23 protein-coding genes and 1 tRNA gene are annotated in these 19,805 nt (G+C 65.8%); 2 read left to right on the top strand and 22 right to left on the bottom strand.

The features are described from left to right. The 22 genes from DSP71_RS05125 to DSP71_RS05020 form a co-directional block, all read right to left on the bottom strand. Nucleotides 1-2,278 (bottom strand): hypothetical protein (locus DSP71_RS05125; protein WP_147251207.1); only part of this gene is annotated, 2,278 nt, incomplete at its 3' end. A 16-nt stretch (nucleotides 2,279-2,294) separates the two neighbouring features. Then, nucleotides 2,295-3,083: a hypothetical protein gene (locus tag DSP71_RS05120; protein WP_113680549.1), complete on the bottom strand. Its 789-nt coding sequence runs from the start codon at nucleotides 3,081-3,083 to the stop codon at nucleotides 2,295-2,297. After that, nucleotides 3,080-6,760: a hypothetical protein gene (locus DSP71_RS05115; RefSeq protein ID WP_147251206.1), complete on the bottom strand. Its 3,681-nt coding sequence runs from the start codon at nucleotides 6,758-6,760 to the stop codon at nucleotides 3,080-3,082. Before DSP71_RS05115 ends, DSP71_RS05120 begins: the two co-directional genes overlap by 4 nt. Before the next feature lie 11 nt (nucleotides 6,761-6,771). Beyond that, a complete protein-coding gene (locus DSP71_RS21650) occupies nucleotides 6,772-7,245 on the bottom strand; it encodes a hypothetical protein (protein ID WP_147251205.1) in 474 nt (157 codons plus the stop codon). Then, complete coding sequence (locus DSP71_RS05105) at nucleotides 7,155-7,610, bottom strand: hypothetical protein (RefSeq protein ID WP_113680546.1); 456 nt, start codon at nucleotides 7,608-7,610, stop codon at nucleotides 7,155-7,157. The genes DSP71_RS21650 and DSP71_RS05105 overlap by 91 nt, the downstream gene beginning before the upstream one ends. Before the next feature lie 90 nt (nucleotides 7,611-7,700). Next, nucleotides 7,701-8,294, bottom strand: coding sequence for a hypothetical protein (locus DSP71_RS05100; protein WP_113680545.1), 594 nt, complete (start codon nucleotides 8,292-8,294; stop codon nucleotides 7,701-7,703). A gap of 51 nt (nucleotides 8,295-8,345) precedes the next feature. Then, nucleotides 8,346-8,762 carry a hypothetical protein gene (locus DSP71_RS05095; RefSeq protein ID WP_113680544.1) on the bottom strand — a complete coding sequence of 139 codons (417 nt, stop codon included), beginning with the start codon at nucleotides 8,760-8,762 and terminating at the stop codon, nucleotides 8,346-8,348. Then, entirely contained in the window at nucleotides 8,762-9,100 is a 339-nt protein-coding gene (locus DSP71_RS05090) for a DUF5403 family protein (RefSeq protein WP_113680543.1), read from the bottom strand. Before DSP71_RS05090 ends, DSP71_RS05095 begins: the two co-directional genes overlap by 1 nt. Before the next feature lie 9 nt (nucleotides 9,101-9,109). Further along, nucleotides 9,110-9,457, bottom strand: a complete 348-nt coding sequence (locus DSP71_RS05085; RefSeq protein WP_113680542.1) for a hypothetical protein — start codon at nucleotides 9,455-9,457, stop codon at nucleotides 9,110-9,112. Continuing rightward, nucleotides 9,457-9,864 carry a hypothetical protein gene (locus DSP71_RS05080; protein ID WP_113680541.1) on the bottom strand — a complete coding sequence of 136 codons (408 nt, stop codon included), beginning with the start codon at nucleotides 9,862-9,864 and terminating at the stop codon, nucleotides 9,457-9,459. The genes DSP71_RS05085 and DSP71_RS05080 overlap by 1 nt, the downstream gene beginning before the upstream one ends. 3 nt (nucleotides 9,865-9,867) lie before the next feature. Further along, nucleotides 9,868-10,335, bottom strand: coding sequence for a hypothetical protein (locus tag DSP71_RS05075; protein WP_113680540.1), 468 nt, complete (start codon nucleotides 10,333-10,335; stop codon nucleotides 9,868-9,870). A 67-nt stretch (nucleotides 10,336-10,402) separates the two neighbouring features. Further along, the gene (locus DSP71_RS05070) at nucleotides 10,403-11,401 is read right to left on the bottom strand and encodes a major capsid protein (protein WP_113680539.1); all 999 of its coding nucleotides are present in this window, start codon (nucleotides 11,399-11,401) and stop codon (nucleotides 10,403-10,405) included. Nucleotides 11,402-11,412: 11 nt separating this feature from the next. Further along, a complete protein-coding gene (locus DSP71_RS05065) occupies nucleotides 11,413-11,829 on the bottom strand; it encodes a hypothetical protein (RefSeq protein ID WP_113680538.1) in 417 nt (138 codons plus the stop codon). Nucleotides 11,830-11,843: 14 nt separating this feature from the next. After that, entirely contained in the window at nucleotides 11,844-12,596 is a 753-nt protein-coding gene (locus tag DSP71_RS05060; protein ID WP_113680537.1) for a hypothetical protein, read from the bottom strand. A gap of 62 nt (nucleotides 12,597-12,658) precedes the next feature. Continuing rightward, nucleotides 12,659-13,735, bottom strand: coding sequence for a hypothetical protein (locus DSP71_RS05055; RefSeq protein ID WP_113680536.1), 1,077 nt, complete (start codon nucleotides 13,733-13,735; stop codon nucleotides 12,659-12,661). Beyond that, on the bottom strand, nucleotides 13,725-15,149 hold the full coding sequence (locus DSP71_RS05050) for a hypothetical protein (RefSeq protein ID WP_147251204.1): 1,425 nt from the start codon (nucleotides 15,147-15,149) through the stop codon (nucleotides 13,725-13,727). The genes DSP71_RS05055 and DSP71_RS05050 overlap by 11 nt, the downstream gene beginning before the upstream one ends. A gap of 24 nt (nucleotides 15,150-15,173) precedes the next feature. Then, nucleotides 15,174-16,931: a terminase TerL endonuclease subunit gene (locus tag DSP71_RS05045; protein WP_113680534.1), complete on the bottom strand. Its 1,758-nt coding sequence runs from the start codon at nucleotides 16,929-16,931 to the stop codon at nucleotides 15,174-15,176. Nucleotides 16,932-16,934: 3 nt separating this feature from the next. Beyond that, complete coding sequence (locus DSP71_RS05040; RefSeq protein ID WP_113680533.1) at nucleotides 16,935-17,432, bottom strand: hypothetical protein; 498 nt, start codon at nucleotides 17,430-17,432, stop codon at nucleotides 16,935-16,937. A 63-nt stretch (nucleotides 17,433-17,495) separates the two neighbouring features. Next, a tRNA-Gln gene (locus tag DSP71_RS05035) sits at nucleotides 17,496-17,567 on the bottom strand. Between the two features lie 7 nt (nucleotides 17,568-17,574). Further along, on the bottom strand, nucleotides 17,575-17,895 hold the full coding sequence (locus DSP71_RS05030) for a hypothetical protein (RefSeq protein ID WP_113680532.1): 321 nt from the start codon (nucleotides 17,893-17,895) through the stop codon (nucleotides 17,575-17,577). Nucleotides 17,896-17,954: 59 nt separating this feature from the next. Beyond that, a complete protein-coding gene (locus DSP71_RS05025) occupies nucleotides 17,955-18,374 on the bottom strand; it encodes a hypothetical protein (RefSeq protein ID WP_113680531.1) in 420 nt (139 codons plus the stop codon). Next, the gene (locus tag DSP71_RS05020; RefSeq protein ID WP_113680530.1) at nucleotides 18,371-18,625 is read right to left on the bottom strand and encodes a hypothetical protein; all 255 of its coding nucleotides are present in this window, start codon (nucleotides 18,623-18,625) and stop codon (nucleotides 18,371-18,373) included. Before DSP71_RS05020 ends, DSP71_RS05025 begins: the two co-directional genes overlap by 4 nt. 381 nt (nucleotides 18,626-19,006) lie before the next feature. Between DSP71_RS05020 and DSP71_RS05015 the strand changes: the two genes are divergently transcribed. Next, complete coding sequence (locus DSP71_RS05015; RefSeq protein ID WP_113680529.1) at nucleotides 19,007-19,336, top strand: hypothetical protein; 330 nt, start codon at nucleotides 19,007-19,009, stop codon at nucleotides 19,334-19,336. A 2-nt stretch (nucleotides 19,337-19,338) separates the two neighbouring features. After that, the gene (locus DSP71_RS05010) at nucleotides 19,339-19,767 is read left to right on the top strand and encodes a hypothetical protein (protein WP_113680528.1); all 429 of its coding nucleotides are present in this window, start codon (nucleotides 19,339-19,341) and stop codon (nucleotides 19,765-19,767) included. The last annotated feature ends 38 nt before the right edge of the window (nucleotides 19,768-19,805 follow it).

Raw genomic sequence — 19,805 nt, 5'->3', positions numbered from 1 at the left:
GTGCCCCTTCGACGCCGTCTTCCAGCGTCGCCAGCGACGACGCCTGCTCGTCCTGCCGGCCGACGATGATCTGCACCGAGCTGTTCGCCGAGATCTGCAGATCATTGCCGAACGCCGGCGACACATGGTTGACCTCGATCGTGCCCGCGACGATGTTGTCCCCGTCGACGCCCTCGGCGACGATCGATGCGACCGGCGACGTCGCACCGACGCGACCCAGGGTGTCGTACGACGTGAGCCGGACGTGAACGGTCGCGCCCATCGTGGAACGGATGACCGCACCTCCGGCGGTCACCAACGGGGTACCGACCGGTGACCACGGCCCGTCGAGCTCGGACGCGGTCTCCATGCGGACATGCCCGAAACCCGCAGGGGGCGTGCTGTCGCCGATTTTCCCGTCCCAAACCCCGGACACCGTGCTGACCCCCGTGGTGAGGATCGGCACCGAGGGCGCGGCGAGGGAAGCAGCGGGCACAGCCCCAGTGACCTCGAGAGTCGCGGAGGGATCACCCCACACGCCAAGAGTCGTGAGAGCTCGGACAGTGACCTCTATCGTTCGCCCCGAGGGAACGGTGAAGCTTGCCCTGGGCTCGGTCACCCGTTGCGAGTTGAGCCCGTACCGAAGTTCGTACTCGCCAACCTCGATGAGCGTGTCATCGACCGAGCGCGTGACCGGCTCCCACTCGACTGCGACTGCGGCGATGGCGGAGCCGTCGACTTGGAAGCTCCCGACGTTCGTCAGAACGTGGAGTCCCTCCGGTCGGGTCGGAACGATGCTTGACGGAGTCGCCGGTGTCACGCCGATCTCCTCGGAGAACGCCGACCAGATGCCGGCAACCGAACGAGCTCGGACCGCTACGTAGCGAGGGACGCCCGGCGTCCAAGTCTCGACCGTGGCGCTCAGCGACTGGGTGAATGTATCGGTCTGGAGCTCGCCTGCCCCCGACCGGGATGCGATCTCGTACAGGTCGACATCGATGGCTGTGCCGTCCGCGCTCGTGGTGACCGCGTTCCAAGCGACGCGCACGGCTGCGACGGCTGTGCCATCCTCTCGCCAGGAGCCCACGTTCGCCTCTGCGCGTACAGCATCCGGCTGGGCTGGCGCAGATGGCGCGACGCCCGGGTTCGATGGCAGAGCCGATCCAGACCCGCCGATGATCGTTCCCTGTGCGACTGAACCAACGCGCTTGGCCAATTTCGTCTGCAGCCCGACGAGCTTCGAGCCGACGATCGCTCGCGCGTCGACGGTGTTCTCTCGCTTGGAGACCTGGATGCCGATGACGCGTTGCGGCTGCTTCGCCGTCTTCCTTCGCGCCGTGACCGTGTCGCCGATTGTGAAGTCTTGCCACGGGATGGGACGGCCGTTCCCGGGGCTCCAGTCGTACGACAGCTCGACCTTCTTCGCCCGGTTCTCCTGCATCACGGGCTGTGCCTGGCGCAGCGCGGTATCGCTGTCCGATACGCCGGAGAGCGTCATGGACGTCTCCAACGCCCCGAAACGAGAGTCGGCATCTACGTTGTCCGCGCCCAGCGCGATCGTGCCGTCGGGGATGAGAACGATTCGAGTGAATGTGCCGCCGAAGTTGGTCTTTGCCGGCGCGGCCTTGAAGCCCGGGCCTCCAAGTGCCAGGGACGCGGTCCGATCCACGCCTGACCCCACTCGCGCCAGCCGCAGCTTCGTCCCTTCCGCCCACCACTCGAAGTGCCCCTGATCGCTCCATGTTTGGAAGAAGGCAGAGTAGGGCCGCCAGAGATCGAGCGACATCTTGATCTGGTCTGTGGGCAGCCACGGCTGGCCGAGGGAATCCTTGGCATCGGTGACGTCGGTCGTGAGCATGGGCGCCCACCCGCGCCGGATGCCTGTGACGTCGACCTGCGCTTCATAGAGGAACTGACGAACCAGCTTGCCTGGCGTCATGTCGTAGAAGCGCGTCCGGCCGTCTTTCGAGTCCCAGTTCCACCAGTGGATTCCCTGCGACAGCAGCCACCCAACGTACGACTGTGCTGTGAACTGCATCACGTCTGTCTGGTCGGAGGCGTTCTCGGCATCTTCGAGCACGATGTAGAGGTCGTTGCGCGGGCGTGACCATGAGGCACCAGTGGTGTACTCGAGGCCAACGACGAAAGGGGCCTCGAGACGTTCCGCGATACGAGAGCTCGTTGAGAACGTCAGTGCTGCCGTGGCAGATTCAGCGTCCGTGGCGTCGATAGCGAGTGTTTGGAGCACACCGCCTTTGACTCCCGCAGGGCTGTACTTCCTCAGGCGGATGTCGAACATGGCTTCCCTCTCGAGGTCAGAAGATGCGAGACGACCTGCCTCGAACAGCGAGGACGGCCCCAGCGCGGGTCGCTGAGGTGATCGTGAGCTTCGCGATTCGGGTCGACGGGTCGGCCGTGCCGAGCACCGGGGTGATCTCGAAGTGCCCGCGTGGGCCGCCGAAGTCGACAAGACCTGAGATCTCGGTGCCGCCGCTCCACGTATCCGTCGTAGTGAGGAAGCACTTTCCCGTCTTGGACTCGAATCGCACATACTCGGTGCTCGCGGCGTTCGGGAGGGTGAGCCATGCGCCAGAGGCATCTGTGACCCGTGTCCCCGTCGCGGCGCCTTTCAGTCGGATCATGGAATCGGAGACGACCCCGCTGATCCCCGCGAAGAGCTCGAGTGTTACCGATGCGGCGGTGAGATCGACCGGAGCGGTCGTGTCCGCCGTTGGGCGCCAGTAGACGTCGAGCAGTTCGACCAAGAACGTGACGTCTACCCACTCGTTCCGCGTGAAGACGCGATCTGGGCTGGCTCCTTTCAGGCGGGCGCGCGTGCTGAGCCCTGGACGGGTGTCGTCCGTGAGTACCAGATCCCGAGCGGAGAAGAGCGCGAGAAGCGACTCCCATGCACCTGGCGCGGTGTTCACGGTCAACGGCCACACGGGTGCGCTCAGGGTGGCAGGCGTCGCGACGAGGCCGTCGCGTCCTGCCACCCTGAGGTCATCCGTGAGCGGTTCAAGCGCGGAGTACGGAACCGAGGCCGGCCTGAACACCCAGCCGAGCGCTGGGTTGTTCAGCGGGGTGCCGTTGACTCGGATCATGCGAGAACTCCCAGCAGTTGGGCGGCTTCCCACGCCTCTTGTTTGAGGTCGCGGACCACCGGGTTGATGATGGTCAGGCTTGGCCCGTTCGAGGGCTGTCCGCCCTGCCCCGACGCCGAGCCCGCGGGGGCCGATCCGCTGACATTCGAGAAGTCAATGGCGTTCACCATTGACCGGCGGATGCCTGCGGATTCTCGATCGATTCCTACTGCGATCCCCTGCGCGAGCGGCGCACCAATGGTGCGGGCCGTCAGGCGTGATGGCGAGTGGATTTCGCCGGCGCGCTGCGCAGCCGATACTGCGTTCCTCACGGCGTTCTCGGCAGACCTAGAGACGGCACCGCTGTTGTTGAGGACACCGCGTGCGATGCCCCACATCATGGCGGCGCCAACCCCGTAGAACCATCCGCCGGCTCCCGCCAGTACCGATCCAATGAGAGGCTGCAGGCCGGTGAAGGCGCTGACCACTCCCCCACGGCCGGATGCCGCGCCGGACTGCATGCCACCCATCGTGGCCGCACCCGTTGACTGCAGCCACGACCCAGCGGAGGCCATGGCAGCTCTGAGCACACCACCGAGATTCGCCATATCGGCCGAAATGACCGGTGTGACCCCGTCGATTCCGGCCTTGAGCCCGCCCATGATCGCAGTGCCGTTGGCGGTGAGCCATGTCTCAGAACCGGACATGCCGCGTTGGATACTGTCCTTCATCGACATCATCGAGCGGTCGAGCTCGGGAAGCCCTTCGGTGATGCCCTGGGCGAGCTGACGAGAGAATCCGCCGCCTGCGCCGCTTCCACGGTCGGCGCGGTTGATGTCGAGCGCCTTGCGGGCGTCGTCTGCCAGGTCGCCGAGCTGCGACATGATCTCGTTCCGGGTCTGCACGTCGACAGACCAGAACTCGCTCATCCATGCCTTGTTCTTGTTCCCGCTCGAGAATGACTTCTTGATGCGGTCGGCGATGCGGGTCGCTTCCTCCGCCACCACGTCGGCGGCGTTGGGGTCGAACTTCGGGTTGGGGATCTTGATGTTGGCGTCGGCGAGGATGTTCTCTGCCCAGCGCCGCATGTTGTCGGTGTTGCCGGGCGCGAGGTTGAAGCCTGTGACTTCGTTCCACATCGCCGCGGCACCTTCGGCGCCTCCGCTCTTGTACGCTTCCTTGACCTTGTTGACGACGTCGTCGAGGTAGCTCTGCTCGACGGGCATGAGGTCGGGGAGGGCGAAGCCCTGCTTGAGACTCTCGTTGATCTTCGCGATCACCTCTGGCGGGATGCCTTCGATGTTTCGGAAGTTCTCGACGAGCGCGTCGGCGGCGCCCTGACCCTCGGTGGCGAGTACGCGCTGGTACTCATCCATGAAGACCTTCGCGATCCCACGCGCCTTCTCCGCGACGGTCATGCGGTTGTCGTTCCAGTACCGTTCGAAGTCGAACGACACCTCGACGGTCCACGGGTTGCCGTCGTCCTTGGGTTTGAACTGGCCGAGCTTCCCGAGTTCCTTGAAGGCACCCGAGCTGCTCATGTCCCAGCCCATGAACTCGCGGACGGCGTCGAAGAAGTCGCCGTTGGACTTCGCCCAGTCTCCGAGAGCCCCGATCCACTCCCCCAGCGCTGTGATGAGGTCTGCGAGGATCGGCGCGATGTCGACGAGTGCGACTGCGAGTTCCGAGAGCGCGTCGATGAGTACGGGCCCGACGGCGGCGACGAAGTCGTCAAGTGCGGGACCGAGCTGCTCAGCGATGTCAGTGACCGCGTCACCGAGCGTCTGCAGGATGCCGGAGTCCCGGATCGAAGAGATCAGGCCATCAACCGCGGGCATGAGCTCTGCGAGCACGCCTGCTGCCGTGGGCAGAAGGGTGCCAGCGAGGTCACCGAGCAGCCCGAGGAAGCTCCCGAACGTGCTCGCGATCGCGGGCAGGTGCGGCAGGATGCCTTCGAGCGCGCGCACGAGTCCGCTCGACAGGTCGAGCAGCCCCTTGTCGACGGTCGGCCGGTTGAGCGCGTTCGCAGCGCCTTCGATGAGCCCGCCGAGGAACTTGCCCGCGGACCCGATGAACTTCTCGATAGAGGTGTCGAGTCCGAGAACCATGCGGCCGACGGCGCGGATCGCGTCGCCGAACGCTCCCATTGCGGCGCTTGACCCGCGGAAGATGGCGGTGAGTCCGCGCTGGAAGTCCGCGCCGTTGACGACACGGTCCCACTCCTGCATCATGTCGGCGAAGCCCGCGAGACCCTTCGATCCCGCGCTGTCGGCCGCGCGCCAGAGACCTTTGAACACGCCGGCGACGCCGGTAGTCGCATCCCAGAGGTCGTACATCGACTTGATGGAGGTCTCCATCCAGCCGTCGAGTCGACCGTCAGAGGAGACCGCTTCGAGCCAGTTGTCGAAGGTGTTGGCCTGCCGCACGAACCACTGGGCGAGGCGGGGCGTGTACTTCGCTGCGACCTGCGAGAGCGAGGTCATCGCGCCGGCGAACGCAGGGGCGCCGGTGGAGAGGATGCGCCAGCCTTCGGCGATGCCTGCGAAGATCTCCTCGAGTCCTCCCCCTCCGAGTTCCTCGCCGAATGCCTTCGCGAGCTCGCCGGTGAACTGGCCAATACCCGTAGACAGCTCGTGGAAAGAGTTCCGGAGCTGTGGCATGAGTCCGTTGACCAGGTCGAGAATCGGCTGCCGAGCCTGGGTCCAGAACGCGTCGTTGATGATGTTGCCGAGCTCGGACATGTCATCGGACAGCGATCCGAGCTCGGTCTTGGCGTTGCGGAGTGCAACGATCAGCGCGGTCAGCGAGCCGATCCCGTTGAGGATGAGGCCGGGGATGACGAGGAACGCCGGGAGGATCGAGAACAGCCCCTGGCCGATGCCGACAAGCCCACTGGTGGCCGCGAAGATCGATCCGACGAGCGAGGTGATGCTGGTTGTCCAGCCGACGATCGCCGGGAGGCTCTTGTCGAGGTTCTTCATCGAGGTGGCGAGGTCGTCGATCCACTTCCACGACAGACGTGCGCCCGAGAGCGCGGACAGGGTCGTCAGAGCGGCGATGACTGAGGTCTTCGACACCTTCGCGACGATCTCGACGGTCCGCGGGCGTGTGAGCCATGCGAGACGGGCCGCGGCCCATGCCGTGAACGGGTTCGCATCGATGCGCGCTTCCCTGTTCCGGGCGACGTGGTCGATGTGGTCCTTGATGTCGTTGAGACGGTGACGGAGCTTCTCGGCGTCTTCCGGGGACAGGATGTCGCGCGCGAGGCGACCGGAGATGTCGTGGAACTCGGCGCCGAGCTTGTCGAGCTGCTGACGCAGGCGGCGGTCCTCGATCGTCGGCGTCATCGAGACCTCGATGTCGCGGAGCTGACGGTCGATGTTCTTGCGGAGTCGCTCGACCGTGAGCTTGTCCATCGTCAGGCGCACGGGCGCGACGATGTCCTTCATGCCGTCGACGTCGGGGCGCACTCGCACGCGCACAGCGCCGTCGAGCTCCTTGAGCGAGCCGAGCTGCCGACGGATGTCTTCCTTGATCCGGTTGCTGTCGAGACGCGCACGGGTCACCTTCACCGTCATGCTCGTCGTCTTCTCGATCATGTCGAGACGGCGCTTGAGATCGCGCCGGAAGTCGTTGGTGTTGGGGATGACGCGGATGGACAGGCGGCCTGCGTTGCGCCCGGGGTTGATACCAGCCATCCGCGTCACCCCTACTCGTTCATGAAGTTGTCGAGCGCCCCGGCCAGAAGTTCCGCGATGGTCTTCGGTTCGAAGGTCAGCTCTTTTTCGGCGTCGCGCCCGGGCCAGTCGATGAACATCGCCGGGTCTTTCTCGCCGGAGAGCCCTTGGACGAGCGACGCAATGAGGTTGTGGGTGCGGACGGCGACGACGGTCGCGGCGTCCCACCCCTGGAGTTCTGGCGAGCCGCCTCGGATCGCGAACACGCGCGAGTGCGGGTTGAGTACGAGGTGCTCAGCCAGGTAGATGACGTGCCGGGCGTCGACCTTGCCTGCCCAGACGTCGTCGATGTTCAGCCCGTTGTAGAACTGGGCCAGGTCCGCGCGCAGCGCCCCTTGAGTGTCGAGCTCGTCGATCAGCTCGCAGAGCTGCGCGATTTTCCCAGTTCGTCGCGGTAGTAGATGAAGAGCGCCATGAAGTGCTCTTCGGTCTTGCCTTCGGCCCACTCGGCGTAGGCTTCCTTGTCCTCCGCGATGGACTCGGCCCACGTGTCGATCGACACGACGAACGCCTTGAACTTCTGGAACCGCTCGATGTCCTCGGGCTTCGAGGTATCGAACTCGAGCATGCCGTCGCCGTCGCCGTTGCCGTCGAAGGCTCCGGACTTGGCCGCATCGAGGGTGAGGTTCTCGAAGTCGTTCTTGTGCCCGAGTCGGAACCGGTGCGGCGCGCGGAGTGCGGGCATGTCGCCGAGCAGCTCCGCCCGGAGCTCTGCGGCCTCCTGCTCGGCGTCGAGCACCTCGGACGGCTTCGGTGCCTTCGACCGGGCGGGTGCCTTGCGGTCCTGGGGCTTGGCGGGAGTGGTAGTCATGGCAGACCTCTTTCATGCGTTGCAGACCGATGAGGGAACGTCCCCCTGGGCGGGTCTGCGGCACTGCACCCAGGGGGACGGCTTGGGGGCTTACGGCGTGGGAGCCACGAGCCCGGTCTTGAAGATCTGGAACACGCCGGCACGACCGGAGACCGCGGGGATCGCGGAGTTCGCGGCCGAGAGGATGGCGACCGACAGCGGCAGCTCGAGGAACTGGGCGGTGTCGACGGACGGTGCGTCGCCGAGCGACACCTCCGTGTTCGGAATCCAGAAGCCGACCGAGCCGGTCGTGTCCTGGAAGTAGAGGAAGAGAGCAGTGGACAGCGGAGCTGGCGTTGCGACGGTGTAGCCGCCGGTCGCCTCGTCGAACTCACCGTTGAAGGCGAGGTCGAGAGTCGCCTCGTCGAACTGCAGCGCCGCGACCGTCAGACCCCACGTGACGGAGCTGGTGGTCGTGCGCACGGCGTCCGCGAGGAAGGTGTCGATCGACTCCTTCTCACCGCCTTCCTTCGTGAAGGCGATGGTGTTCTGCTTGGACGTGTGCCCGAGGTTCTTCCACGGGGCCGGGCCGTCGGCCTGCAGGTTGAATGCCGCGAGCGGGCTCGCGGGCGGCGGGGTGTTGACCGGGGCGTGGAACACGGTGCCGTGCCCCGGGATCACGAGTTTGGTTGCGTCGACAGACACGGTTCCTCCTGGGTGTTGGGTTGCAGACCCGCCCCGAGGGGCGCAGAAGGACTAGAACTTGCGGACGGCGAGTTGCCACGACCCTGAGAACTGGATCGCGGACTTGTTTTCCATCTGCGCTTCCCCGCCGACCCGGGAGAATGCAGAAATCTCGTTCTCGATCGCTTCGACGCCGCCGACGCCGGGAACGACACCCGCGGTGGGCAACTCGTCCCATCGCTGGATGCCGGTGTAGACCTCGTCGACGAGCTCGAATGCGGTGGACGGATCATCGAAGATGCTCACGTTCAGGACGACAGTCCAGAGGCCACGGCCGTTGCTGTCCTGGGACGGGAGCGAGAAGTGCGTGACGAACGGAAGCTCGGCGAATGAGCCGATGTCGAGGTCGGCGGCGACTCTCGCTCGAACCGGAGCGATCTCCCGGATCAGCGTCTGAAAGAGCTTGTCGTTGTGGAGGAGAAGGCCCATCAGCCCATCACCTTCAACGCTTTCGCCATGATGTGCTGACCGGGCACGAAGCGCACCCTCCGGGCGTTCTTGAACCGGACGATGTGCCCGTACTCGATCGAGACGGCCGCCTCGTCGTCCGCGACGATCAGGCGGTCGTCGACGGGCCCGACCTTCGACGGGACAACCGACGGGACCGTGGCTGCGAAGACCTTCGAGATGTACGCTCCGGTCAGCCGGTGCCCCGCGGCGACGTTCTGAACGGCGCGGACGCCTCGGCTCGCGACCATGTCCATCTGTGAGCTTTGCCCGGCGATCTGTGCGGCCATAGAGCCGGCGCGTGGATCGACGTACGACATGCGCGCCTCCTACAGATCGCGGAGCCACTTGATCGTGACTCGGTAGTGCCCGGTGCGCCGTGAGACTGAGTGGTGCTGCGGCGCTCCGACGGTCTCGAAGAGCGCGCCGGCGTAGATGACGTGCGACTTGATGTCGCCGGGCCACTTCGCCGCCCGGACGATGGCGAGGTCGACGACCTGCAGACCGAGAGACTCGACCTCTTCGGACGATGACCAGTCGCGGACTGGCTCGACCATGCAACGGACGGCGATGGGTGCACCCACGTTCCGGTCGACGCGGATGCCCGAGTCGTTCAGGATCGTCTCGCGCTTCTGTACCTGTACGGTGTGTGGAGCCTTCCGCCGGAGTAGAGACATCAGCGGATTCCGTAGTGCCGGCCGACGATGGCGGTCCCGATCGGGCCACTGTGCCCCTTGGGGGCCACGACGCCGGTCAGATCCTTCTCGTCGATGTCGGTGAACCACAGGTAGCCGGAGGCGACGAGCGCGCTCACCTTGTACCCGTACTGGCCCTCGTGTTCCTCGGAGAAACCGTCCTCGTTGTTGAGGACGCGGCTCGCGGCACGAACCACGACGGCGTTGTAGAGACGAGTGGGCAACGCTCCTGACGCCAGACGCGATTCGACGATGGTCCCCCAGCGGACGTTGATCTGGTCAACGACCTCATTGAGCTTCCCTTGCAGGAAGTCGCCAGTGAACTCGGAGGTGTCCCCCGAGTAGTGCTTCGGGATCTCATCCACGTGGACGTCAGGAAGCGTTGCCATGAGTCACTCCTCTTCGGCGAGTGCCTGCAGCTCGGCTTCGGTGAGGCTCTCGTCCACCTCGATGCCCTTCGCCTTGAGCTGTTCGATGAGCGCAGTCCGCTCCGCGTCCTCAGCGGCAGGAGCGGGGGTTGCCTCGGCGCGCTTCGCACGGATGGCCGCGGTGAGCACCGGCTTCGATCCGGTCTGCTTGAGACCGAGCTCGCCCGCGATCTTCTTGAGCGCCTTGCCGTCGAGCCCGGTGAGGTCGTCAACCTCTTCGTCAGAGCTCATCCCGGGGTCGCCGGCCGGCTGCGTCTGACCGCCAGGCTCCGTCGCTTCGAGCGACGCGGGCTCTCCGGGCTGCGCCTCGGAGAGAACCTTGGGGTTCGTCACCCAGTCGGGCGCCTCGTCGCCGGCGTAGAGCGACTCGAGGACGCCCTCGTGGAGACGGTGGACGGTTCCGGTCAGATACTGCTTCTTGCTGTTGCCCATGGCAGACCTACTTTCTGCATGCAGGTGAGGCGACACCCGATGGATGCCGCCCCACGGTGCGGATGGATCAGAACGCGTCCAGGACGGCCGTGTTGTTCGCCGAGGTGACGACGGGCAGCACGATCGCGGAGGCGAGCACGTTGTAGCCGGACGGGTCGTCCGATTCCATCGCGCCCGCGAAGACGCCCGGCGCCTCCGAGCGGCTGATTCCGACGTCGCCGCGGGTGGACTCGGCAGTCACACCGAGGTCGGTACGCCCGACGGCGCCGCCCGAGATGATGACGACCTTGTCGGCGGCGAAGAGCGGAATCTCCGCTCCCGCGTTGTTGATGACCTTGTCCGTGTTGATCTCGATCTCGCCGAGGCCGTAGTCGCGGAACACAGACCGAACGTCCTCGACGGAGATCCGCGAGGGGAGGTCCGTGCCGCGCTGCAGCGCGATCTTGATGAGGTCGACGTTCGTCTGCAGGTAGGTCATCGCCTGCTGGGAGATGATGATCCGGTCCAGCGAGCGGTTGATGGCCGCGCGCAGCGCCTCGAGGTCGGTCAGCGGCTTCGCCGTGGCGACCGTCGACCATGCGGTCGCTGCGTTCGCCGTGTTGGCGGCGTTGCGAGCGAAGTCGACCGCGAACGACATGCCGCGGTCGGTGATGGTCACGGCACCGTCGGTGATGGCCTGCGCCTGCGCCAGCACGACGCGAGCCGCGATGGACTGCGCGTTGAGCGTGGCGTAGCGCTCGAACTCCGCGCCGATCGCGTCGGTCTGCCCCATCATCTCGAGCTGCTGGAACTCATCGACGTGGAGGCGGATCGAGATCGGAGGGAGCTTGCCCTGACGGCGCTCGCTCGTCGACGTGACGTTCACGTCGGACTCGGTGTTGAACGAGCGGTACCGTGCGGCCGGCGGCAGTGCGGACTGCCCGACGCCGAAGTCGAACGTCAGAGCGAAGTTGACCTTCAGCGGGAGAAGACCGTTCGTGACGTGCTTCTCCAGTTCGGCTCGGAACGCGGCGCGCGCGACACCACTGAGCTGGGCGGGGGTTCGGAAGTTCTTGGTGAACGGCATGATGCCCCTCCTTAGTTGGTGGTGTAGGTGAAGAGACCGGAGGTTCCAGCCACCGCGACGAGAGCCTTCTGCGCCGCGATGGGCAGGAAGTCGGGGTTGATGACACCGTGAATCAGGAGCGCGAACGTCGGCTTGGCCGTCGCCGGGGTCGCCCCGAGCTCCACGCCGTAGTCGTCATTCACGTAGCCGGCGAGGACGCCGTCAGCGACGAGCGGGCCGTAGAGTCCGCTCGCGAGCTTCTGGACGGCCGTGCCGGACGGGATGGTGTTGTTGGCGGGCTTCCCGGGGAGGTTGTAGTGGGTGCCTGCCGTGAACGCGGTGGGGTCGAGCTGTCCAGGACGCGCGCCGTCTTCACCGTGCTTGCCGGTGCGCCAACGGGTGTCCAGTACTCGACCCACCGAGCTCTTCGTGGTCTGGAAGTCAGACATTCGAATGCCTTTCGTTAGGGGGTGGTCATCTGCTTGTAGGCGGCCGCTTCGATGGCGGCGACCGAACCGGTCCCACCAGGCGCAGGCGTGCTCTGCCGTTGCATTGCCTCGAAGAGCGGGTAGCTCTCCGGGGCTGCGCCGCTGTCCGCCGAACCGATGGACTTTGCGAACGTCTGAACCTTTGCGGCGTCCAGATCTCCGTTCTCGCCGACGAACTTCGTCAGATCGGCGAACTCGATCGCACCGGCCACGCGGGCCGTTGCGTCTTCGAGGGACTCCTCCGCACCCTTGACGTGTGCGACCAGCCAGCCGGTGATTGCCGGTGCGAGGTGGCGCGCGCCACCCTCGGCGATGCCTTCCGCCCTCGCGGCCGCCTTCGCCTGCTCGAGAGTGCGGTCAGCCTCACTGAGCGCGGCTTGTCGAGACTGTTCTGCGGCGTTCGCCGCGTTCTGCAGGTCTTCGACGGAGCCGAACGCCTCGTACGCCCTCGTCTTCTTCTTCTCGTCCTCGGCGATCCGCTGCTGCACCTTCGACTGGTTCTTCCAGTACGCGGCGACCTGCTCGGGCGTCATCTGCTCGAGCGGGGTGTCCTTGGGGAACCCAAGGTCTTCCGGAGCAGGGGGCGCGGCAGGTACGGGCGCACCGGGTGCGGGCGGGGTCGAGGCTCCCTCTGCGCCCGGAACGGGGTCGATGTAGCGGAACCACGGACGGTGCCAGGACGGTGCGAACTGCGGGCCGAGGACACGGATGGGGGTGTGTGCGGGCATGCTGCTGAGCCTCCGAATCGGAAGGTGGAAACCCGCCCCGAATCAGGGCAGGGGGTCTTGAGTCAGGCCAGGTTGGCGGTGGCGCGTGCGATGAGCGACTGGTGCCAGCGGATCGCCTGGGCGATGTCGCGGATCGGGATCGGGGTCGCTCCCCTGCCGGTGATGTCGACGAGGTTCATACCGTCGGCCTGCGCTGCCTCGAGGATGCTCACGGAGCGCTCAGACGTAGCGCGCATCGCTTCCCACATCGACCGTTCGTCGGCCGGCGTCGTCTGCTTGAATGCTCGGTACGTCTTCCGCTTCGAGTCGCGGTTGACCTGGTCAACGTCACGGAAGTTCTCGCCCTGGCGGGTGAGGATCGGTCCGAGCTCGCCGTTCTCGCGCACCTCGACGGTGATCCGTTTGAGGTCGTCTGCGTAAGTCGAGCCCGCTGCTGCGTAGAGACGCGCAAGGTCGTCGGCGTTGAGTTTCAGACCGAGATCCTGGTTCTTCGTGACCGGCGAGATGGTGCACTTGCAGTTGCCGTGAAGCGGCATGAGCTCGCCCTTGGTGTAGAACCGGTCAGCGGCGACAATGCAGAGACCACAGGGGCCGGTCTGGGAGAACTCCGGGTGGAGCACCCGCCGATACCCGACGATCTTCGGCGCTGCGCGCATCACCTTCTGGGCTTCGTCGCGCGCAACGGCGGCGAGGTCGTCGCTGACGATGGTGGTGAGCCGTTCCTCGAACTGCTTCCACTCTTCGTCGGTGACCGTCCATGTCGCTGTCTCGGGCTCGCGCTTGATCCGCTGTCGGATCAGGTGCTCCGTCTGCCGTGCGGGGCGCTTGTACACCTCGACGATCGCGGCGTCGGATCGCGGGTACGCGTCCTCGATTTCTGGGAGATGGACGGGCGCGGCGTCGAGTAGCTCGAGCTGTCGGAGCACGAATGCCCGCGACATGCGCCGAGCGCGTCGGGTGGCGGCGTCGACGTGCACGGCGGACGCCGCGGCCGCGGCGTTCACCATGTCAGGTCGACCCCACCATCCGAATTGGAACCAGACGCCCAGCAGAAGTCGCAGCAGCGCTTCGATGAGAGATGCCTGTTCAGCCGCGTAACGGTCGACGAGCACCTCGTACTTCTGCTGCTCAGTCGCCATCTGTCGCTCCGGTCGTCGCACGCGTGGGCGTGGTCAGCGGGGTAGCGAGCGCGGCCGTGAACGCCTCATCCACGCGATCGCCGGCGGCGCGGCGCTGCTCCTGCGGCGACATCTCGAACACCTCGGTGTCGATGTAGCGCTGGGTCGCTCCGCCCTTCTTGTACTTTGCGGCGGCTTCCGACTTCTCCGACATCGTGGCCGGGATGATCTTCTGGAACATCGTCTCGATCTTCGAAGCGTCGGCGCGAACCTCGTCGCCTCGGAAGGCGAAGTCGTTCGCCTGCGCCTGTCCGAGTGCGATGTCCAGCTGCTCGTTCATTGCCTTCACCGCGTAGTAGAGCGGTTCGCGCGACGTCTGTGCGCCGAGAGCGGACTGGTTCTGCGAATCGCCGTCGAACATGTCCTGCGGGGTGCGGGTGAGCGAAGACAGCGTCTTCACTTCCTCCTTGCGGGCGTTGTAGATCGGCGTGACATCGGTCGCTGCCGACTCCCAGATCTCGGTGTCGTTCGGGAGCATCCACAGGGCGGCGGGGCCAGCCTTGAACATCTCGTCGTAGTCGATTTCCTGCCCGGCGTTCGGGTGACCTTCCGGATAGTGCGACGGGAGGTTTCCCTTCACGCCACGCTGACGGAACGACTGCATGACGATGAGCGAGATCGCGTTGACGGTGATCTCGTTGATGCGGTCGACGGTGTCGAGGTGCTTTTCGTAGATGCCGTATCCGTCGGTGGTCCGGTTCTGCACCAGGAGCGCGTCAGGCGTCCACGGGGTGCGAACGGCGTCGCCGAGCCAAGTCCAGTCGTCGGCGGACGCCCAAGGGGTGCCGTCCTGAGGGAGCGTGGGGATGGAGGTGCGGCGCCATGCCATGCGGTAGTAGCCGGGACGGAAGAGCGTGACGAACTCTGCGCCGGCGATCGCGTCGAAGCCGACGGAGATGCCGGCCGCGGCGAGCCACGGGCGGACGCTGTCCTGCTCTGAGATGGTCGTCCACTCGTTACGGATCGTCCACATCATGCCCGTCGGCGACGGGATCTGCAGGATGTACGAGCGCCCGAAGTCAGCGGTGTCGTTGAAGAACTGCCGGGACTGGATGCCCATGCGGTTGCGGGTCCAGTTGTCCCACGCCGCGATGTCGCCGGTGTCGTCGCCGGCGGCACCGGTGCGGAACCCGATGACCCCCTGCCGATCGGTTCGTGCGTCGCGCAGCGTCTCCACGATGTGGAGGCGTGCGCGACGCAGGAACCGACGGTAGGACTCGCGAGTGCCAGCGTCGAACGCGTTCTCGGGGAGAAGCGCGTCGCCGTCGCGGTACGACTGGAGCCGACCCATTCGGGGCAGGCCGTCTCCGAGCTTGTTGCAGAGACGAACCAGCCACCAGTCGTCGGAGCCGGGGATACTCGTTTCGCTGAGCACGGTGCGACCACCCCCTTCACGTGATTACCGGACGCGCCTGGGCACGGCCGTGGACTTCGGTTTGAACTGCTTCCGGTAGCGCGCACGGCCTTCGACTGCGAGGCACATGCCGATCGCGGCGTCCATCTTCTTGGCGGAGCCCTTGCGGTCCTTGCCGATAACGTCGCCGCCGGTGCGCTTCCACCGGTGTGCGTTGAGCACGTGGCGAGTGAGCACCTTGTGGTTGCCGTGGCGGAGCTCGCCGGACTTGATCGCGGTGTCGGTCCGCTCGACGACCTTCGCCATGACGTTGTGCTGGTTTGTCTCGAACGTGATCGGCTTCGCCTCCGTCGCCTTCACGGCGAGGTCAGGCCCGTACTTCGTCTCCCAGCGGTCGACGTAGTCGCGCCAGTGAGGCGGATCGGCGAGGAACGCGACGACCTTGAACTTCTTGAACGTCGCATCGAGAACGGCCTCGACCTCTTGGTGGTCGACCTGCCAGTGCTTCGCCTCTTTCGAGTCCGGAGCCTCCCAGATACCGATCGGAAACACGTACCCGTCGCTGATGCGACAGCCGATGAGCACGGTCGCGTCGGAATTGAGCGACCCGTCGAATCCGAGCGCGATCTCGTCGCCACGCATGGGCGGTCGAAACCCGAGCTTCTCCCCCGCTGCTTTCGCGTCGGCGAGCAACTGCTGCAGCCCGATCTTTGACCAGTCCGCGAGCTTCATCCACGCGTTCTTGCCGGCCACGACCGCGTTGAAGAAGTACCGGATGGTGTCTTCTTCGGCGCGCCGCGGGTCGAACAGGTCGTCGAGCATGCCCTCGGGGTCGTTCCAGGCGATCGCGTCACCGAACGCCTCGTAGAACCCATCGGTGAGCCGCTGGATGTACTCGGCCTCCGTCTCGAGGCGCTTCCCGCCTCGTTTCGTGGGGTCGGGCACCTTGATCTTGTCGAGCGACTCGATGTCGGCCCACCGGTGGTCGAAGAGGAGACGCGGTCGACGCGCCTTCTTGGCTTCGATCTGGTCAGCGAGGAAGTACGTGTCCTCCGCGACCGACTCGGCGCCGGGCTCGTACATGGTCGTGGTCTCGATGAACCACGTGCCCTCCTTGCGGCGCTTGGACAGGTTGCGGACGACGGTGTCGTACATCGCGCGGAGCGTCGGCGTCTCATAGAGGTGCGTCTCGTCAAAGACCGCGAAGGTCTCGAGGCCACCGTCCTTCGATGCCGCGCCGGCGGTCGACGGCGTGATCTGCCCGCCGTTGTGAGGGATCAGCACGCGGGTCTTGCCCGCGTCGACCCCGTAAACGGCCTTGAGCGCGAACAGCGGGGCGTTCTCGTCGGTCAGGTTGTAGTAGACGTTGTCGAAGACGTTGCCGGTCTGGCCCTCTTCCGTCGCCATGATCTTGACGACAGGGGTCTTGACCGGCTTGCCCATCGGCTCGCCGGCGACGTAGGTGTACGTGCGGCCGAGGAACTCGTAGGTTTCGCCGCCCTTCGCCCATCCGGCGAACCGGGCGGGCCCGAAGGCTTCGAAGAGCACGAGGGCGGCAGCGAGGCCGGACTTGTCCGTGCCTTTCGGGCGGGAGAAGAACGCCGAGTTGTAGAAGCGCTTCCCGGCGGCGTCGTGCGCGTAGCAGTCGACGATGAAGCCGGTGTACTCGTCGCCGTACTGGATCGGCATGCCCTGCGCGCCGCCGCGTCTGTGGACGACGAACGTCTCGATCCACCACGTCGCGATCCATCCGAGGGATCGCTTCCTGTCGTGCCCCGGCGAGGTCAGCAGACGCCGGGGCATGGCCTACATTCCCCCGAGTCGCTGGCGCCGCTCGTCGATGCTCGTCACGTTCGAGTTCTCGGCCTTGCCCACCGGGTACTGCTCCGGCACCTCGACCTCGAGGCGCAGACGCAGCCGGTCGGCGACCGTCGCGCCGAACGTGGCGACGCGGAGACGGATCTCGGCGGCACGCTCGGAGTTCTTGCCACCGCTCATCCACATCTGGTGGTGCAGCAGCGCCGTGTCGAGCAAGTAGTCCCAGTCGGGAGCGGTGAGCATCTTCGCGGCCTGGGGCGACTCGCGCCAGTTCTGCCACCACCGCACGGTCTGCGGGTGCCATTCCTCGCGCTCGATCTCGCCTTCCCAGTAGTCGGGGTCGGCTTCCTTCTTCTCGACGCGCGGGAGGACGTCGCTCGGCAGCGGGAAGCCGCCGATCTTGCCGTCCGACTTGATGACGTCACGGGTGACGTTGTCGCGAGCTCGCGAACGCTTTTCGCTGGGTGGTTGCCCTCTGCCGGCCATGGTGGTTCCTTCTCCCGAAACGGAAGCCGGCGACCGAAACGGTCGACGGACGGTGATGATGTGCTCCCGATCAAGGACTCGAACCTCGATTGCCTGATCCAGAATCAGGCGTCCTGCCATTTGGACGAATCGGGACTGCGCGTCAGACGCGCGGCGGCCAGGAGAAGGTGCGCTCGCCCTCGCCGACGCTGACCGACGGGACCCAGAGCGTGTCGTTGCCGTCGAGGAAGACCTGACCGTTGACGGTGCCGGGATCGAGGTTCCACACGCGCACGATGAGCATCGGGTAGACCTCGCCGGCGTTGACCCGGTTCCCGTAGTGGGTCTGCCAGCCAGTCTCTTCGAGATGCTCGCGATTCTCGTGCGCCCGACGGATGGCGTCGTCGCGGCGCTTGTTGACGCGCTTCGCGTCGTTGTCGGAGAGGGTGTAGTGGACGATGCGTCCGATGGCGGGAGTGGACATGACGCCTCCTTGGGGCGGTTGATGCGGGGATACCCAACCCGGCGATGGCGCCGGGAAGATCAGTGCAGCAGCTCGAGGCGGTACAGGGCGGCGATGACCTCGGAGGTGAGGTCGCCGATGAGGTACGCGAGCGGCTCATGGTTGCCGAGCAGGAAGGTTCGAGCTCGGCTATCCCATCCGGGCACGCAGTCCATGAAGTAGAAGGCGGCCGCGGCGTGCGTCGACTCGTGCGCGACGGTCCGTGTTGTGAGCTGGCCCGTCCAGAGGCGCATCACGACGAGAGGCGTCGGGTCAGGCTTCGGCCACCGGAATCCGTCGTGCACCACGCCGCCGGCGATGTCGTTCTCGGTACGGTATTCGTGGCCGCGGTGCTTCTGGTGCGCTCGGGCCATCTCTTCGCGGTCGTCGTAGACGTGCACCCAGACCTGACGACGGACGCCGCTCGCTCGAGTGGCGACGCGGAAGCGGAGGAAGCTCATCCCCAGCCGACGCCGCTCTTGCGCGCGTCGATACGCGCACAGCTCGCGACCCTCGACGCTGCCCGGTCGTTCGCCTCGAGCAGAGCGGCGAAGCGCGGCGTCATCACGACACCTCGGATGATACGTCCAACCTGCGCGTGCGAGCGTGGCGTGATGATCGCAACGTCGTCGACGCCGATCTGAGAGGCCGACGCCTCCCCGTCGACGATGGTCGCGGCGACGATGAGCAGTGGTCGGTTGTCGGTGGACATGCGATCACCTCGGTTCGGGGCCGGATCATGACCCCCCAGACCCGCGCGCACCGCGAGAGGCAGAACGCTTGCGGGCGGTGGGTGGAGGGGGGTGGGGGGGTGGTGCCCCCGGTGTGTCAGGTCGCTTGACGGTTGGGCGGTGTCGTGCGTGCTTGTCGTGTCAATTGAGTGGACACATGGGCTGTGTCTGTCCCTGGCGTGCAGCTGTGCGTGATGGGTGGCTGTGCATGGCCGGCGTGTGGCGCGGGGAATGTGTGAGCACGGGTAGACAACACACATGAGTGTGTGTATAGTCGTAGATGTCGGAAGTGAAACACCGACACCAACCGAAGACACAGCAACAGGCACACCGCCGTTGCACCACACACAGGGATAGGAACCATGGCTGAGCGCATCACGAAGTCAGACATCGCGGTACAGGCTGCGATCCTCGCGAGCTACTCGGAAGCAGCGGGCATCATCCACGCGGGTGACCGGCTCATCGTTGAGCAGTCTGCATCCGGTCACTACCTGCACATCATCCCGGCGGGCGGATCGAACCGCGCTACCTACCCGGGAACGCGTGCGTTCGGCATCGTGGGCAAGACGGGCCGTGAAGCTTTCGAGAGGCTCAACGCGATGCAGGAGACGATGCGCGCGACTCTCGACGCGCTCGGCGTCGCGTACACGTACCCGTCCGCGGCCATCGCTGCCATCCGTGGGGAGCGCTGACCATGGGTTACTACGATGCCGCGAAGGCCGTTCAGGATCGGGTACTGAGTGACGGTCTCGGAGAGGCTGAGATCGAGACGTTGCATGCGGAGCTTCCGGGGCGCAAGGAACGCAGCGAGGATGAGCGCGCGGTGGCGTTCGGTCTCTCACTCGCGTTCTCCGAGCTCTACCGCGCGCGGATTGCGACGATGGGAACGGCGGAGATCATCGCGGAGCACCAGACGCTCACGGATGACGGCGCGTTCTACATCGATCCGGAAACCAAGCTCAACGCGGAGCGGTCGAACGTGATCGAAAGCGAGTTGGAGCGGCGCTACCCCGGATCGGATCAATTCGGGGCATTCGAGCAGAGCGGCGGCGACACCGAGAACGGCGCTGGGTACCTCGCTCACTGGGGTGCGTACTGGACCGCCAAGATGCACGGCGAGTAAGTCGCCCCCGTGCTACGCGTAGGCGTCGGCGGTTCACG

The sequence above is a fragment of the Microbacterium sp. H6 genome (assembly GCF_003314775.1).
GTDB lineage: Bacteria > Actinomycetota > Actinomycetes > Actinomycetales > Microbacteriaceae > Microbacterium > Microbacterium oxydans.
This window is presented reverse-complemented; position numbering and strand designations above follow the sequence as displayed.